We start from the raw sequence: 14699 nt of genomic DNA, 5'->3' as shown, positions 1-14699 counted from the left end.
CCGCGACTGCGAGGCGCACCAGTTGTCCGAACGCCTCGCGCGGGTCGCGTTGTCGGATCGCCACCGCGAGCATCGCGGCGTGGACGCGGGTGTGCGGCCAGGCCCACGGCTGGGACACGATGTGGGCTCGTTCGAGATGGCGCCACGGATCGCCGGTGGTTCGGGCCGCCTGAAGCTCGGCGGCGATGAGGTCCCGGACGGCGGTCGGTGTCCTCGAACGGGAGTGGTCAGGCATGGACGACTCGGCGCGGCGTGCCAGTTGCATCCGGGAGTTCGTGGGCCTCGCCTTCGTGATCGGCGATGCCTTTGCGGGCTCGGAGGGCGTTCATGATGACCACGATCTCGGCGATCTCGTGGATGGCGACGACGGCTCCGAGTCCGAGCAGACCGCCGGCAGCGACCGGGATGAGGACGGCGATGATCAGCCCCGACAGCGCGAGGTTCTGAACCATGATCGTGCGGGTTCGCCGGGCGTGTCCGACCAGGTCGGGGAGGTGGGTCAGGCGGTCGCCCATGATCGCGATGTCGGCAGCTTCGATCGCGACATCCGTGCCGCCGATTCCCATCGCGATCCCGACGTCGGCGGTCGCCAACGCCGGGGCGTCGTTGATGCCATCGCCGACCATCGCGACGGGACCGTGTGCTCGCAGTTCCTCGATCGCCGCGGTCTTGTCGGCCGGAAGGAGGCCGCCGCGGATGTCGTCGATCCCTGCCGCGCGACCGATCGCGGTGGTCGTCGCCACGTTGTCGCCACTGAGCACGACGACCTTCATCCGATACCGCTCGCGCAGCGCATCGACGACGCCTCGCGCTTCGGGCCGGAGTTCGTCGCGGATGGCGATCGCCCCGATCGTGGCACCGTCGTTCTCCACCAGGACGACGGTGGCCCCGCCGTCCTCGAGGAGTCGGACGTCGACGGCGAGCCCTGCCGCGTCGACGAAGCCGGGCTTGCCGACACGGACAATCGCCCCGTCGACGATGCCGGTGATGCCGTGCCCGGCGAGCGTGTGCACGTCGTCGGCGGCGGTGATCGGACCCTCGGCTGCGGCGACGATCGCTGTGGCCAAGGGATGGTCGCTGTTCGCTTCCAACGCGGCCGCCAGCGCACGCACCTCCGTCTCGGTGTGACCGGGAACGGCGATGGTGTCGATCACGGTCGGCTCGTTGCGAGTGAGTGTCCCGGTCTTGTCGAGTGCCACCGTGTCGACGGTTGCGAGCGCCTCGAGCGCTGCACCGCCCTTGATGACCACGCCGGCGCGGGTTGCCGCGCCGATGGCGGCGAACACCGTGACCGGGACCGCGATCGCGAACGCGCACGGCGAAGCAGCCACCAGCACCACCAGCGCGCGCTGGAACCAGAGTTCGGGATCGCCGAGCAGGGCACCCACAAGCGCGATTGCCGCAGCCACGATCAGGATTCCGGGAACGAGCGGACGAGCGATCCGGTCGGCCAGACGCTGCGAGCGGCCCGTGCGGTCCTGCGCATCCTCGACCGCCTGAACGATCCTCGCCAACGTGCTGTCGGAGGCCGGAGCGGTGACCAGGACGTCGAGCAGTCCGCCACCGTTGACGCTCCCCGCCAGTACGACGTCCCCCTCCTCGACGTCGACCGGAATCGACTCCCCGGTCACCGTCGACACGTCGAGCGTCGACCGGCCCGATCGGACCACGCCGTCGGTGGCGATGCGTTCGCCAGCGCGCGCCACCAAGACCTCGCCGATCACGACGTCGGCGGACGCCACCTCGATCTGGTCGTCGCCGCGCCGAATCGTCGTGGTGTCGGGGACGAGCTGCAGCACCGCGCGCAATCCGCGCCGCGACTTCGTGATCGCCCATTCCTCGAGTGCTTCGGAGACCGAGAACAGAAATGCCAACGCCGCCGCTTCACCCAACTGGCCGAGCGCGATCGCTCCTGCGCCGGCGATCGTCATCAACAAGGCCACCCCGAGTCGACCGCGCAGGACTCCGGCCACGGCTCCCGGGACGAACGTCGCTCCCCCGACGATCACCGCGATGACGAACGCGACATCGGCGACGGTGGATGCGTCGGCGAACTCGGCCACCATTCCGAGCGTCCACGCAAGCGCGGACCCTCCAGCGGCGAACGACTTCCACCGGCCGCTCAGACCGTCCGCATCGTCACCGACGGCCGAGCCGTCTCCGCCGCAGCATGCGTCGCTCATCAGCGATCGTCCGACCGGTCCATGTACGGGCTTGCACACAGTTCGACGTTGTGGCCCGTCTCGGCCAGCAGTTGCTCCGCTGCGATCAGGAGAGTTCGGACCTCGGGATGTGCGATCGAGTAGAACACCTGGCGCCGATCACCAGGGCGATCGACGACCAGGCCGCATTCGCGCAGGCACGCCAGATGGTTCGACACGTTCGACTGCGACGAACCCACCGCCGTGACGATGTCGGTCACGCGGCACTCGCCGTCGAGCAGCGTCGTCAGAATCGACAGGCGGGTCCGATCGCTCAACCCGTGGAACAAGCGAGCAGCCACGTCGACATCCATCTGGTCCTCGATCACGTCCATGCCCCCAACGATATCAGTCGAAGCTGATGACATCATCCAAACCCGATGTCCATCGATCCGGGTGTTTGCGTCCATCCGGGTGTTTCTGCGGGACCTTCAGCGAGACAAACACCCGAGTAGACGGAAACACCCGGATGGGGGCGTCCGAGGCGAGGGTGGTCGGGGGCGAGGGGTACCGTCGCGATCGGACCGAAGGGGGCCTGCATGATCATCGTCACCGCGACGTTGTCGTTCGAGACCGAAGCCGACCGAGACAACGCCGTGGCGCAGACGGCGGCCGTCCAGAAGGCAACCCGCGACGAAGAGGATGGTTGCCTGGCCTACTGCTTCGGCGCCGATCCGGTCGAGCCGACGCACGTGCAGGTCTACGAACTCTGGACCGATCCGGACAACCTCGCCAAGCACTTCGATCACCCGAACTACGCCAAGATGGTCGAGGTGCTCCACCACTGCGGTGGCTTCGTCAAATCGGAGAACCGGTTGTATGCCGCCGATGATCGCGGGCCCGTCTACGCGGACGGGCGATTCCGTTCCGAGGCCGTCGCCGACGCCGGTCCCGCCGGCGGGATCTGACCGTGTCGGGCGTCGTCGACCTGCACGCCCACGTCGTGCTCGAGGACGCTTTCGGCGCCGCCGGACCCTACGGGCCGTTCCACGGAGACGACGCCGAGGGGACCGAGTTCTTCCGCGTCGGTGACTACACGATGAAGCCGATCCCGTACCGGGGGAGTGTCTTCATGGACGTCGATCGGCGGTTGGCCGAGATGGACCGGGTCGGGATCGAGCAGCAGATGTTGTCGCCGAATCCACTGACCTTCCTCGGTGGTGTCGAGTCGTCGCAGGCGATCGACTTCGCGCGGCCGACCAACGATGCGATGGCCACCCTCGTCGCGACGCACCCGAATCGCCTGCTCGGATCGGCGCAACTCCCCATGCAGGATCCCGACGCCGCCGGTGACGAACTCGAACGGGCCGTCGGCGAACTCGGACTCGTCGCCGGGTACATCGGAACCGAGTACGGGCGAACGCTCGACGACCGCGCCTACGACGACTTCTACCGACGCGTGGTCGAACTCGACGTCCCGCTGTTCGTCCACGGGGTCACGAACGACGGCCGCGGACCGGCACCCGACCCGCGGCTGCGACGGTTCGGGCTCGACCTGATCGTCGGGTACACGTACGAAGAGACCCTGGCAGCGGCGTCGCTCGTCCTCGGAGGCGTCCTCGAGCGCCACCCGGACCTCGACGTCTGCCTGTCGCACGGCGGCGGAGCAATCGCATTTCTCGCGCAGCGCTTCGACTCGATGGCCGCATTCCGCGGGGTCGAATCGGATTTCGCCGGTGCGTTGCGTCGCCTGTGGTTCGACTCGCATCTCGAGCCGGGACCGGCGCGCGATCTGGTCGTCGACACCGTCGGCGTCGATCGCATGGTGTACGGCACGAACTTCGGCGGCTGGGATTCGCCGACGGCCGCCGACGACTTCGACGCGTCGCTCACTCCCAACGCCCATCGACTCCTGCGCATGGAGGCAGCCACATGACCCAGCAACTGATCACCCGCGCGCGACTGCTCACCGCGGTCGACGAGACCGTCATCGACGACGGAAGTGTGCTGATCGACGACGACCGGATCGTCTGGTCAGGCCCCACCGCTGAGCTCCCGACCGAGCGGGCAGCCGATGCCGAGCGTCTCGATGTCGACGGCAAGTTCGTGATGCCGGGGATGACGGAATCGCACGTCCACCTCTCCTACTCCAACGCGCATCCCAGCCAACTCGACCGGCAACCGATCCCGATCGCGATGCTCGACGCGGTCGACAACGCGCGCACGTTGTTGGGGTTCGGTTTCACGTCGGCGATCAGCTTCGGGTCGGCGCAGGGCATCGACGTCCCACTGCGCGATTCGATCGATGCCGGACGCGTTCCCGGACCTCGGCTGCTCGCATCGGAGAAGGACCTCGGTTCGACGGGCAGCAACGCGGACTCTCAGGCACCCGAGAGCGAGGGTCGCAAGCGGATTGCGGACGGTCCGTGGGCGGTGCGCGCCGCGGTCCGCGAGGTGGCCAAGGCCCGAGCCGACGTCGTGAAGATCTTTCTCGACGGCGAGGAACTGTCGGCCTATGCCGCCCCCGGGATGTTGAGCTACACCGACGAAGAGGTCGCCGCCGCCTGCGACGAGGCACATCGGCGGAACCTGCGCGTCGCCTGCCACGCTCGATCGGCCGCTGCGGTGAAACAGGCCGTGCGACACGGTGTCGACTTCGTCGGTCACGCCAACTTCCTCGACGACGAAGCGGTCGAGATGCTTGCCGCCGCGCGTGATCGGCTTGTCGTCGGTCCGGGCATCGCCTGGGAGATCCAACTGCTCGAACGCGGCCACGAGATCGGTCTGAGTCGCACTGCGATGGAGGCCCGCGGATACCGACGGGAGATCGACGAGACGATCAGCTCCGTCAAACGACTGCGCGAGGTCGGCGTGCCGATCGTGATGGGTGGTGACTACGGGTTGTCGATCACACCACACGGCACGAATGCGAAGGACCTGGAGTACTTCGTCGACCTGTTCGAGATGTCGCCGGTCGAGGCGCTGCTGTGCGCGACCCGTGACGGTGGCCGGGCCGCTGACCCGACGGGGATGCTCGGCACGCTCGAGGCGGAGACCATTGCCGACCTCGTGATCGTCGACGGCGACCCGACGCGGGACATCACGGTGCTGCAGGATGCGGACCGGATCGTGACCGTGATCAAGGCCGGACGGGCATACTCGGATCTGGTCCCACGAGACGGCAGGAGCAGCACATGACCGCATCGACACTCGAACAGACCGCGCCGGCATTCGTCGCCGTCGCCCACCGGATCGTCTGGGCGACCGTCGCGACCGTCGACCCGACCGGGCAGCCACGGACCCGGATCCTTCACCCGATCTGGGAGTGGAACGGTGACACTCTCACCGGCTGGATCGCCACGGGGCCGGGGACGCCGAAGGCGGCGGATCTCGCCCACGAGCCGCGCCTGTCGATCACCTACTGGGATCCGTCGCAGGACGTCGCGACCGCCGACTGTGACAGCGTCTGGGAATCCGATCCGGACCTCCGTCGCGCCGGTTGGGAGCGGTTTGCCAGCGGCCCGGCACCGGTCGGCTACGACCCCAGCATCATCCCGGGTTGGGAGTCGCCCGACTCGGAGGCGTTCGGCATTCTGCGCCTCGACCCCCAACGCCTCCGTGTCTTCCCCGGGTCGATGCTCCTGACCGGCGAAGGCATCGTCCTCACCTGGTCGGCGTAGCTCCCACCGCACGAGCATCTCGCCGCTCCTGACTCTGCTCTCGTTCGGCGACGAACGACTGTGGCAGTCTCGGACTCGATGAAGCGCCACCAGTCCGAACGCCCGCACACGACCGAACGAACCGTTCGTCACGGCGGGCAGGTCTGATCATGGCCAACGCTCGACCGTTCCGTTTCGGTGTCATGGCTGCGAAGGCCCGCTCGTCCAAGGGGTGGATCGACACGGCCAAGAAGGCCGAGGATCTCGGCTACTCGACCTTGCTGATGCCCGACCACTTCGGTGATCAACTCTCGCCCGTCCCGGCGCTCGCGACCGCCGCCGCCGTCACCGAGACGCTGCGCGTCGGCACGCTCGTGTTCGCCAACGACTTCCGCCACCCGGCCCTGCTGGCGAAGGAGACATCGACGCTCGACCTGCTGAGCGACGGCCGTCTCGAAGTCGGTGTCGGCGCCGGCTGGATGACCGAGGACTACACGTGGACCGGAGTGACCCACGACCGACCCGGCGTGCGCATCGACCGGATGATCGAAGCGATCGAAGTGCTGCGCGGGCTCTGGGGAGACGAGGCGTTCTCGTTCGACGGCGAGCACTACACGATCACCGAGATGAACGGTCACCCGAAGCCCGCCCAGTCGGGCGGCCCCCCGATCGTCGTCGGCGGCGGCGGCAAGCGGGTGCTCTCGACGGCGGCGCGCCTTGCCGACATCGTCGGGGTCAACCCGAACGTCGGTGAGGGCAAGGTCGGCCCAGAGGCCATCGCATCGATGTCCGCAGATGCGACGGACGAGAAGATGGGCTGGGTGCGTGACGCGGCAGGTGATCGTTTCGACGACATCGAGATCAGCATCCTCAAGTTCGTCACGATCGTCACCGACGACCGTGAGGACGTGGCCGGAAAGGTCGGCGGTGCGATGGGGATGGACGCGGAGACGCTCCTCGCCAGCCCGCACACGATCGTGGGTTCGGCCGAGCAGATCGCCGACGAGCTGATCGCGCAACGCGAACAGTGGCAGGGCTCGTACGTGACCGTGCAGTCCGACGCGTTGGAGGCATTCGCCCCGGTGGTCGCTGCTCTCGCCGGCACCTGAACCGGCCCGCGCCGCGGAAGCGGCGATCGCAGACACGGCGAGTCCGTGATATCACTCGGGCATGCGCTTTCGAGACCGTGGCGATGCCGGTCGACGGCTCGCTGCTGTCGTCGCGAATCGTCAACTGGTGTCGCCGCTCGTACTCGCAATGCCGCGCGGCGGCGTCCCGATCGGTGCCGAGGTGGCCAAGTTCCTCGGCGCGCCACTCGACGTGTTCGTCGCCCGCAAGGTCGGTGCGCCTGGGCATCCGGAGTTCGGGATCGGCGCGATCGCGGAAGGGTCCGACGAGGTGGTGTGGGCCGAGCAGGCATCGGCCTTCGATCTCGACGGTCCGCGAGTGCGCGAGATCGTGGATCGGGAGTGGGTCGAACTCGCTCGACGGGTCGACCGGTATCGGTCGGGCGGTGTGCTTTCCGACGTGACCGTGGCCGACGTCGTCCTCGTCGACGACGGGGTGGCAACCGGTGTGACCGCCGAGGCGTCGCTCCGGGCGTTGGCGCGGTTGCAGCCGCGCCGGCTCGTCCTGGCGGTTCCGGTGGGAGCCCGGGGAGCGGTGGATCGGTTGGCGGCGTGGGCGGACGTCGTCTGCCTCTCGACGCCGCGCTCCTTCCGGGCGGTCGGGCTCCACTACGACCGCTTCGACCAGGTCACCGATGCCGAGGTCCTCGAACTCCTCGCCGGTCCGTCCTGACGTTCTCGTCGCGCATCGTCCCGCCGACCACACGAATTCGCGACGGGAACCACGGATGTCGCGCCACCGCGTTACGTCGGGCCGCAATCGCCGTCGATCCTGCAGACGAGATCGCTGGCCGGGGTGTGGTCGATCCGCTTCGCGGTCCACCAACCGTGAGGTCCGTCGTTGCTGAACGCGAGCGCGTTGGCCCGGTTCGGGTCACCGGACACCGCGACGAGGAGGCGTTCGGGACGGGTCACGATCGGCACCGCTCGTTGCGGATCGTCCGACCGGGCGAACACGGGAGGGAGTAAACCGTCGGCGACCAGGTCGGCCAGCTTCGGTCTGCCCGCGGTGAGGTTGCTCCAGGCGCCGATGAACCGTTCGAACGATCGGGCCGTGATGCGGGCGTGCTCGAACAGGGCGTTCTGCAGGTCGGGGAGGGTCCACCCGGCGCGTGCGAACGTTCGGGCGAGGAGGGGTGAGAGGACGAGCAGTGGTTGGTACTGGTCGTGGCCCAACCCGTGCACGTGGGTGAGATCCCACGCCGTGACGCGGGTCAACCCGTCCGCGATGTACGGGAGGATGTCGTCGGGCGTCGAGCCGAACACGCTGCCGATCAGCACTCCACTGTTGATGCGGGCCATCGTCACGACATCGTCGTTCCGGTCGAACCCCAGCTGCTCGCCGATCGACGGCCACCCGATCTCGCGGAGATGCTCGTTGTCCTCCGCGAGGACCGGCTTGGACGGGTTCCCGAACGTCGCCTTGTCGTGCTCGTCGGCGGTGAAGCCCAGCACGTTGCGGAGATAGAGGCGCAGCCATCGCCCCACGCAGGTGTTGGCGTGGGTGCCCTCACGCTGCGCGCCGGGACCCGAGTTGAAGCCGAGCGCAGCAGCGTTCGATCCGTCGAGCACGATCAGCGCGTCGGCGCCTGTCGTGTTCCCGGAGTGTTCCGAGCCGTACGCCGGGTCGGCGAGGATCTCGGTCATCGCGATCAGGATCGGCAGATGTTCGGGTCGACAGCCGGCCATCACCGCATTGACGGCGATCGACCAGATCGTGAAGTCACGCCCCGACGATGGAGCGATGCCGATCACTTTCCACGGATCGTGGCCCGAGCCCTCGAGGTACCGCTCGATCCGCTCGCGTGTCGGCGGGATGATCGGGTTGCCGTCACTCCATCCCATCGCCAGGAAGTGATCGTTGATCTCGTCGATCGTGCCGCTGGCGACGGTGTCGAGCGCCACCGGGTCGTCGTTCGCCTCGTCGGTGTCGACGTCGTCGCCCAGCAGGCCGTCGATGATCTGTTCGACGGTGGAATCGACGAAGTCCGCGATCATCGCGTCGACCGATTGGGTATCGACGTGACCGTTCGTGACGGCGAGCGGGAGCCCGTCGTAACCCAGGCCGCGCGCCGTCGCTCCAGCCTGCCCGGCGAATCCCGAGCAGACGATCGACACGGACGGCACTCCGGCTGATTCAGCGGCGATGGATGCCCGCATCACGGCGGGCGTACAACTGCCTCAACAGCCCATCCCGGACACGACGGCATCGACTCCGCGGGTCCGCAGATCATCGGGAAGGCGACCGACGCGCGCCTTCTCGTCGGCACCGTGGAGGTTGCCGAACTCCTCGTAGCCGACGATTTCGACGCCCTCGAACCGATCCGTCAACTGTTCGGCGAGCACCGGGAACAGCTCATCGCCCCGGAACAGGTAGTCCCAGAGAAACGCCACCCGTTTGCCGTCGAGCGTGTCGAGTCGCGCTGCGCGTCGTCGCCGTTGGACCCCTCGTGGTGAACGGGGCCAGACGACGTCGTATGTCGGTTCCATACCACTCATCATGGTCCGATGGGCGCGGTTGCGCCGTGTTGCGGTACCGAGCGTCCCCGAGGGTGGATCGATCGTCGGCGACGTCAGCTGATGATGCCGCGCGTACGCATCGCGTCGATCACCATGTTGGCCGCATCCTCGGCGGCAACGTTGGCCGTGTCGATGCGCACGTCGGGTGATTCCGGAGCCTCGTATGGCGAATCGATGCCGGTGAAGTTGCTCAGTTCGCCGCGCCGGGCCTTCGCATACAGACCCTTCGGGTCGCGTTCTTCCGCGACTGCGACCGGAGCATCGACGTGGACCTCGATGAACTCGTCGGCGTCCACCCGGTCGCGTGCGAGCTGACGCTCGGCGGCGAACGGGGAGATGAACGACACGAGCACGACGAGCCCGGCATCGACCATCAGACCGGAGACCTCCGCGATCCGGCGGATGTTCTCCACCCGGTCGGCATCGGTGAACCCGAGGTCGCGGTTGAGGCCGTGCCGGACGTTGTCGCCGTCGAGCAGGTACGTGTGCACGCCCATCGTGTGGAGCTTCGCTTCGACGATGTTGGCGATCGTCGACTTGCCGCTCCCCGACAGTCCGGTCAGCCAGACGACGCCCGGCCGGTGGTGCTTCTGTTCGGTGCGCGCCTCCTTGTCGACGCGCACGTCCTGCCAATGGATGTTGTGCGAACGTCGCAGCGCGAAGTGGATCAGTCCCGCGCCGACGGTGTTCTGCGTGAGCTTGTCGATGACGATGAAGCTGCCCGTGTCGCGGTTGTCGGAGTACGGATCGAACGGGATCGGCCGGTCGAGGCTGAGGTTGCACACACCGATCTCGTTGAGTGCGAGCGTGCCGGCGGCGAGGTGATCGAGCGTGTTCACGTCGACGCGGTACTTCGGGTTGGCGATCGTGACGTTGACGGTCCGCGTCCCGATCTTCATCAGGTACGGCCGGCCGGGGAGCATCTCGTCCTCGTGCATCCACACGACATGCGCCTCGTACTGGTCGGCGACCTCGGCGGGGGAGTCGCCACCGCAGATGAGGTCCCCGCGCGATGCGTCGACCTCGTCGGTGAGCGTGAGGGTGACCGACTGACCCGCGATCGCCTCGTCGAGATCGCCGTCGAACGCGACGATGCGGTCCACGGTGCTGGTCGTCCCCGACGGCAGGATCCGGATCGGGTCACCGGGGCGGATCGCGCCGCCGACGATGCGACCGGAGAAGCCGCGGAAGTCGAGATCGGGCCGGTTGACCCATTGCACCGGGAACCGGAACGGGCCCTCGGCGACGTCGTCGTCGACCGGGACCGTCTCGAGGTAGCCCATCAGCGTCGGTCCGTGGTGCCACGGTGTGTTGCCGCTCGTCTCGACGATGTTGTCGCCCTTCAACGCCGACACCGGGATGAACGACACGTTCGGGATGTCGAGCTGCCCGACGAAGCTCCGGTAGTCCTCGGCGATCGACTCGAACACCTCGTGCGAGTAGTCGACGAGGTCCATCTTGTTGATCGCCACGACGACGTGCTTGATGCCGAGCAACGACACCAGGAAGCTGTGTCGCCGCGTCTGGGTCAGGATCCCCTTGCGTGCATCGACCATCAGGACCGCGACGTCTGCCGTCGACGCTCCGGTGACCATGTTGCGGGTGTACTGCTCGTGGCCGGGTGTGTCGGCGACGATGAACTTGCGCCGCTCGGTCGAGAAGAAGCGGTACGCGACGTCGATCGTGATGCCCTGCTCGCGCTCCGCGGTGAGGCCGTCGAGAAGCAGCGCGAAGTCGAGGTCCGCTCCCTGGGTTCCCGACTTGATCGAGTCCGCTTCGAGCTGTGCGAGGTGGTCCTCGAAGACCATGTGTGACTCGTAGAGCAGGCGTCCGATCAGGGTGCTCTTCCCGTCGTCCACGGACCCGCACGTGATGAACCGGAGGAGGCTCTTGTACTGGTGTTTCGTCAGGTACTCATCGATGTCGGTCGCGATGAGGTCGGAGGTGTGGGCCATCAGAAATCTCCCTTTTCGCAGCAGGCCGTCGGTGTCGTGAGCGAGTGCTGCATCAGAAGTACCCCTCTTGCTTCTTCTTCTCCATCGATCCGGCGGAGTCGGTGTCGATGATCCGTCCCTGGCGTTCGGAGGTGGTCGCGAGGAGCATCTCCTGGATGATTCCGGTCAGGGTGTCGGCGTCGCTCTCGATCGCTCCCGACAGCGGGTAGCAGCCGAGCGTGCGGAACCGCACGTTCTTGATCTCGGGGACCTCGCCCTCGTTGAGCTGGAAGCGGTCGTCGTCGACCATGATCATCGTGCCGTCGCGATCGACGACCGGTCGCGGCGCCGAGAAGTAGAGCGGCACGATCGGTACCTGTTCGAGGTGCAGGTACTGCCAGACGTCGAGTTCGGTCCAGTTGGAGATCGGGAAGACCCGGAGCGTCTCGCCGGGGCTGCGGCGGGCGTTGTAGATCTGCCAGAGCTCGGGCCGCTGGCGCTTCGGATCCCACTGGTGCTGGGGTGAACGTACGGAGAAGATCCGTTCCTTCGCGCGGGACTTCTCCTCGTCGCGGCGGGCGCCGCCGAAACACAGGTCGTAGCGGTGCTCGTCGATCACCTGACGCAGCCCCTGGGTCTTCCACATGTCGGTGTGGAGCGCGGAGCCGTGGTCGAAGGGGTTGATCCCGCGCTCGACGCACTCCGGGTTCTGGTGCACGACGAGTTCCATACCGAGGTCGGCGGCGACCTGGTCGCGGAACGCGTACATCTCGCTGAACTTCCACATCGTGTCGACGTGGACCAGCGGGAACGGCGGGCAAGAGGGGTGGAAAGCCTTGCGGGCCAGGTGGAGCAGCACCGTCGAGTCCTTGCCCACGCTGTAGAGCATCGCCGGGTTGTCGCTCTCCGCGACGGCCTCGCGCATGATGTGGATCGCCTCGGCCTCGAGGCGTTGGAGGTGGGTCAGCCGACCGGCCTCCACCTGCGGCACATCTGCCGTCTTCATCGTATTGTCTACCATCTCGGTAGACAATAGGGAGAATAGGTGGCGCGGTCAACCTCGAACGCGTCACGCGGGACATGACGGCCCTCACATCGGCGGGTGTGTTGGCCTCAGGAGTGGCGATCTTCGGTGTCGCGTCGGTATTCCTCCGCGAGCTCGATGACCGTGTCGTTCAGTTCTCCACTCGCGAGGTCGGCGACCGAGACGGTCTCCAGAACGCGTCGCAGGCTGGCCCGGATTGCCATCCACACCTGCGGCAGCGCGTCGGCTGGAGGTGTGTATTCGAGCCCACGCAGGCTCAGATCGTGGACGTCGGCGAGCGGTCCGTCGATCGCCCGGAACACGTCGGCGAGCGTGATCTCGCTCGCGGGCCGCGAGAGCGTGAAGCCGCCGTCCGGTCCGCGCTTCGAACGGATCAGCTCGGCCCGCTTGAGATCGCGCAAGATGTCGATGAGGTACTTCAGCGAGATGTTCTGGCGCACCGCGATCGTGTCGGCCTTCATCGGCTGGCCGCCTTCGGCGGTCGCGAGTTCGGCCATCGACCGCACCGCGTTGTCCACCCGCTCCGAGATCCGCATCGCCTGGGACACTATCGGTGGCGTCGCTGCCGGATCACGAGCCTCCGTCGTCGCACCCGCGTCCAGACGTTCTCGTCGCGCATCATGCCGCCAACCGGGCCGATCCGCGACGAGACCTCGCTCGAGTACGGGGTGGTGGGGGGCTCCGTCCGGCGTCGTCGGGCGCGTGCGGCAATCGGTACGTTTCGAAGATGACTGTCACCGGGCGTTGTTTGTGTGGGGAAGTGTCGTTCGAGATCGAGGGTGACGTGATTGCAACAGCGGTCTGTCATTGCGATCACTGTCAGCGCCAGAGCGGCGGTGCCTTCTCGGTGAATCTCGTCGCGCACGAATCCCAACTGGTCGTGAACGGATCGCTCGTCACATATGGCGACCGTGGTGACGATGGCGGCGACATCGTTCACGTCGAGCGCCGATTCTGTGGAACCTGCGGCTCGCCGATCGTGTCGCAGTTGATGGGAACCGACGGCGTCATCGCGGTGAAGGCCGGGTGCCTCGACGACAAGTCCACGGTGAAGCCGAGTGTCGAAGTGTGGTGCGAGCATCGCCAGCCGTGGGTCGACCTCCCGGGAATGGACGTCTCCATCGATCGCGAGTGACGGTCGGTCGCTACGGTCCCTCCATGGACCGCATCGAGATCGAGATCAAGCTGAACCGCGACCGTGCCTGGTTGCTCGAGCGACTCGGCGCGATGCCGACCGACGAACTGATGTCGCCGCGGACGTTCAGCGAGCACGATCCCGAGAGCCGATGGTCGTTCGCCGATCATTTCGTGCACACGACGCTCATCGAAAGGAACTGGAACGCGATGTTCCGACGCCACCTCGCAGGCGAGGACGGACTGGAGCCGAGGCTGCGAGGCGACGGTTCACCGCAGTCGATGGACGAGATCATGGCGTCGATCCACTCGTGGACCGAGGAGTGGAAGGCCGAGCACACCGGCAAACCGTTCATCGAGTTGGTGCGCATCGGCCAGGCGGTGCGCGCCGAAACCCTCGCGCTGCTCGCCGAGTTGTCCGACGAAGACCTCACGTCGAAGATCCCTGGCGCACCGTGGGCCGATGGCACGGTCGGCGGGATCATGGCGGCCAACGCGGATCATGGTCGTATGCACTACGGCTGGGCCGAGGAGGACCCCGTCTCGATGTCGGCCGCCGACGCTCCGGACTGACATCGGTGTCGATGCAGATCGGGACGATCGACATCAGCGATGCGGAGGATCGTCGCGTCTCCGACTTTCGCCGGCTGAACGATCAAGCTGCGCGTCGCGAGATGGAGGGTGATGCGTACTTCATCTCCGAAGGCTGGGTCTCGATCGAGCGGCTGATCGATTCCGGCCACGTGTTCCGGTCGGTGCTCCTGTCACCGTCCAGGGTGAATCGGTTCCGCCCGTTCATGGAGCTCCCGGACTTGAAGGGCGTGTCGGTCCTCGTCGCCGAGCGGGACGTGATGCGCGACATCGTCGGGTTCGATCTGCCGCGCGGCGTGCTCGTGTCCGCGCGACGCCAGCCATTGGTCACGGTCGAACAGCTGGCAGCGAGCTCCACCCGCCTGATCGTGCTCGAGGCACTGAACGACGACGAGAACGTCGGAGCGATCGCCCGCGCTGCGCGCGCGTTCGACATCGACGGCATCCTGCTCAGCCCGACCTGCACCGACCCGTACCACCGTCGCACCGTGCGGGTGAGCATGGGCGAGATCCTGCACATGCGGGTCGCCCGGGCGACGCCCGACCAG

Annotated in this window: 16 protein-coding genes and 1 pseudogene; 9 read left to right on the top strand and 8 right to left on the bottom strand. The window is 67.1% G+C overall.

The window, feature by feature from the left end:
* From WBV89_RS17715 to WBV89_RS17705, 3 genes are all read right to left on the bottom strand, one after another.
* A partial coding sequence (locus tag WBV89_RS17715; RefSeq protein ID WP_423982660.1) for a DUF3703 domain-containing protein occupies positions 1 to 235 on the bottom strand: 235 nt, incomplete at its 3' end.
* Positions 228 to 2183: a heavy metal translocating P-type ATPase gene (locus tag WBV89_RS17710; RefSeq protein ID WP_423982659.1), complete on the bottom strand. Its 1956-nt coding sequence runs from the start codon at positions 2181 to 2183 to the stop codon at positions 228 to 230. The genes WBV89_RS17715 and WBV89_RS17710, both read right to left, overlap by 8 nt.
* Positions 2183 to 2536 carry an ArsR/SmtB family transcription factor gene (locus tag WBV89_RS17705; protein ID WP_423982658.1) on the bottom strand — a complete coding sequence of 118 codons (354 nt, stop codon included), beginning with the start codon at positions 2534 to 2536 and terminating at the stop codon, positions 2183 to 2185. Before WBV89_RS17705 ends, WBV89_RS17710 begins: the two co-directional genes overlap by 1 nt.
* 204 nt (positions 2537 to 2740) lie before the next feature.
* On the opposite strand from WBV89_RS17705, the gene WBV89_RS17700 reads away from it, so the two are divergent.
* From WBV89_RS17700 to WBV89_RS17675, 6 genes are all read left to right on the top strand, one after another.
* Positions 2741 to 3109, top strand: coding sequence for a putative quinol monooxygenase (locus tag WBV89_RS17700; RefSeq protein WP_423982657.1), 369 nt, complete (start codon positions 2741 to 2743; stop codon positions 3107 to 3109).
* A 2-nt stretch (positions 3110 to 3111) separates the two neighbouring features.
* On the top strand, positions 3112 to 4077 hold the full coding sequence (locus WBV89_RS17695; protein ID WP_423982656.1) for an amidohydrolase family protein: 966 nt from the start codon (positions 3112 to 3114) through the stop codon (positions 4075 to 4077).
* A complete protein-coding gene (locus tag WBV89_RS17690; RefSeq protein ID WP_423982655.1) occupies positions 4074 to 5339 on the top strand; it encodes an amidohydrolase family protein in 1266 nt (421 codons plus the stop codon). Before WBV89_RS17695 ends, WBV89_RS17690 begins: the two co-directional genes overlap by 4 nt.
* Positions 5336 to 5821, top strand: coding sequence for a pyridoxamine 5'-phosphate oxidase family protein (locus WBV89_RS17685; protein WP_423982654.1), 486 nt, complete (start codon positions 5336 to 5338; stop codon positions 5819 to 5821). The genes WBV89_RS17690 and WBV89_RS17685 overlap by 4 nt, the downstream gene beginning before the upstream one ends.
* Positions 5822 to 5970: 149 nt before the next feature.
* On the top strand, positions 5971 to 6909 hold the full coding sequence (locus WBV89_RS17680) for a TIGR03621 family F420-dependent LLM class oxidoreductase (protein ID WP_423982653.1): 939 nt from the start codon (positions 5971 to 5973) through the stop codon (positions 6907 to 6909).
* Positions 6910 to 6970: 61 nt separating this feature from the next.
* A complete protein-coding gene (locus WBV89_RS17675; RefSeq protein ID WP_423982652.1) occupies positions 6971 to 7600 on the top strand; it encodes a phosphoribosyltransferase in 630 nt (209 codons plus the stop codon).
* Between the two features lie 71 nt (positions 7601 to 7671).
* On the opposite strand, the pseudogene WBV89_RS17670 reads toward WBV89_RS17675, so the two are convergent.
* The 5 genes and pseudogenes from WBV89_RS17670 to WBV89_RS17650 form a co-directional block, all read right to left on the bottom strand.
* Positions 7672 to 9096: pseudogene (locus WBV89_RS17670) on the bottom strand (UGSC family (seleno)protein); the annotation flags it as partial.
* Positions 9097 to 9108: 12 nt separating this feature from the next.
* A complete protein-coding gene (locus WBV89_RS17665; RefSeq protein ID WP_423982651.1) occupies positions 9109 to 9417 on the bottom strand; it encodes a UGSC family (seleno)protein in 309 nt (102 codons plus the stop codon).
* Positions 9418 to 9500: 83 nt separating this feature from the next.
* Positions 9501 to 11402: a sulfate adenylyltransferase subunit CysN gene (gene cysN, locus WBV89_RS17660; RefSeq protein ID WP_423982650.1), complete on the bottom strand. Its 1902-nt coding sequence runs from the start codon at positions 11400 to 11402 to the stop codon at positions 9501 to 9503.
* 52 nt (positions 11403 to 11454) lie between these two features.
* Positions 11455 to 12387, bottom strand: coding sequence for a sulfate adenylyltransferase subunit CysD (gene cysD / locus WBV89_RS17655; RefSeq protein ID WP_423982649.1), 933 nt, complete (start codon positions 12385 to 12387; stop codon positions 11455 to 11457).
* Between the two features lie 107 nt (positions 12388 to 12494).
* Entirely contained in the window at positions 12495 to 12962 is a 468-nt protein-coding gene (locus tag WBV89_RS17650; RefSeq protein ID WP_423982648.1) for an RrF2 family transcriptional regulator, read from the bottom strand.
* Between the two features lie 191 nt (positions 12963 to 13153).
* On the opposite strand from WBV89_RS17650, the gene WBV89_RS17645 reads away from it, so the two are divergent.
* The 3 genes from WBV89_RS17645 to WBV89_RS17635 form a co-directional block, all read left to right on the top strand.
* A complete protein-coding gene (locus WBV89_RS17645) occupies positions 13154 to 13561 on the top strand; it encodes a GFA family protein (RefSeq protein ID WP_423982647.1) in 408 nt (135 codons plus the stop codon).
* 23 nt (positions 13562 to 13584) lie between these two features.
* A complete protein-coding gene (locus WBV89_RS17640) occupies positions 13585 to 14133 on the top strand; it encodes a DinB family protein (protein WP_423982646.1) in 549 nt (182 codons plus the stop codon).
* 11 nt (positions 14134 to 14144) lie between these two features.
* Positions 14145 to 14699: TrmH family RNA methyltransferase (locus tag WBV89_RS17635; protein WP_423982645.1), on the top strand; the 555-nt coding region annotated here is incomplete at its 3' end.

The organism is Ilumatobacter sp. (assembly GCF_049588435.1).
Lineage (GTDB): Bacteria > Actinomycetota > Acidimicrobiia > Acidimicrobiales > Ilumatobacteraceae > Ilumatobacter_A.
Note: the sequence above shows the minus strand (reverse complement) of the source record. Positions and strands in the feature narration are given on the sequence as shown.

Bases quoted from the DNA above. Each gene is read 5' to 3' on its own strand.
- WBV89_RS17710 (WP_423982659.1), bottom strand. From the start codon at position 2,183: ATGAGCGACGCATGCTGCGGCGGAGACGGCTCGGCCGTCGGTGACGAT.
- WBV89_RS17705 (WP_423982658.1), bottom strand. From the start codon at position 2,536: ATGGACGTGATCGAGGACCAGATGGATGTCGACGTGGCTGCTCGCTTG.
- WBV89_RS17700 (WP_423982657.1), top strand. From the start codon at position 2,741: ATGATCATCGTCACCGCGACGTTGTCGTTCGAGACCGAAGCCGACCGA.
- WBV89_RS17690 (WP_423982655.1), top strand. From the start codon at position 4,074: ATGACCCAGCAACTGATCACCCGCGCGCGACTGCTCACCGCGGTCGAC.
- WBV89_RS17685 (WP_423982654.1), top strand. From the start codon at position 5,336: ATGACCGCATCGACACTCGAACAGACCGCGCCGGCATTCGTCGCCGTC.
- WBV89_RS17680 (WP_423982653.1), top strand. From the start codon at position 5,971: ATGGCCAACGCTCGACCGTTCCGTTTCGGTGTCATGGCTGCGAAGGCC.
- WBV89_RS17675 (WP_423982652.1), top strand. From the start codon at position 6,971: ATGCGCTTTCGAGACCGTGGCGATGCCGGTCGACGGCTCGCTGCTGTC.
- WBV89_RS17665 (WP_423982651.1), bottom strand. From the start codon at position 9,417: ATGGAACCGACATACGACGTCGTCTGGCCCCGTTCACCACGAGGGGTC.
- cysN (WP_423982650.1), bottom strand. From the start codon at position 11,402: ATGGCCCACACCTCCGACCTCATCGCGACCGACATCGATGAGTACCTG.
- cysD (WP_423982649.1), bottom strand. From the start codon at position 12,387: ATGAAGACGGCAGATGTGCCGCAGGTGGAGGCCGGTCGGCTGACCCAC.
- WBV89_RS17650 (WP_423982648.1), bottom strand. From the start codon at position 12,962: ATGCGGATCTCGGAGCGGGTGGACAACGCGGTGCGGTCGATGGCCGAA.
- WBV89_RS17645 (WP_423982647.1), top strand. From the start codon at position 13,154: ATGACTGTCACCGGGCGTTGTTTGTGTGGGGAAGTGTCGTTCGAGATC.
- WBV89_RS17640 (WP_423982646.1), top strand. From the start codon at position 13,585: ATGGACCGCATCGAGATCGAGATCAAGCTGAACCGCGACCGTGCCTGG.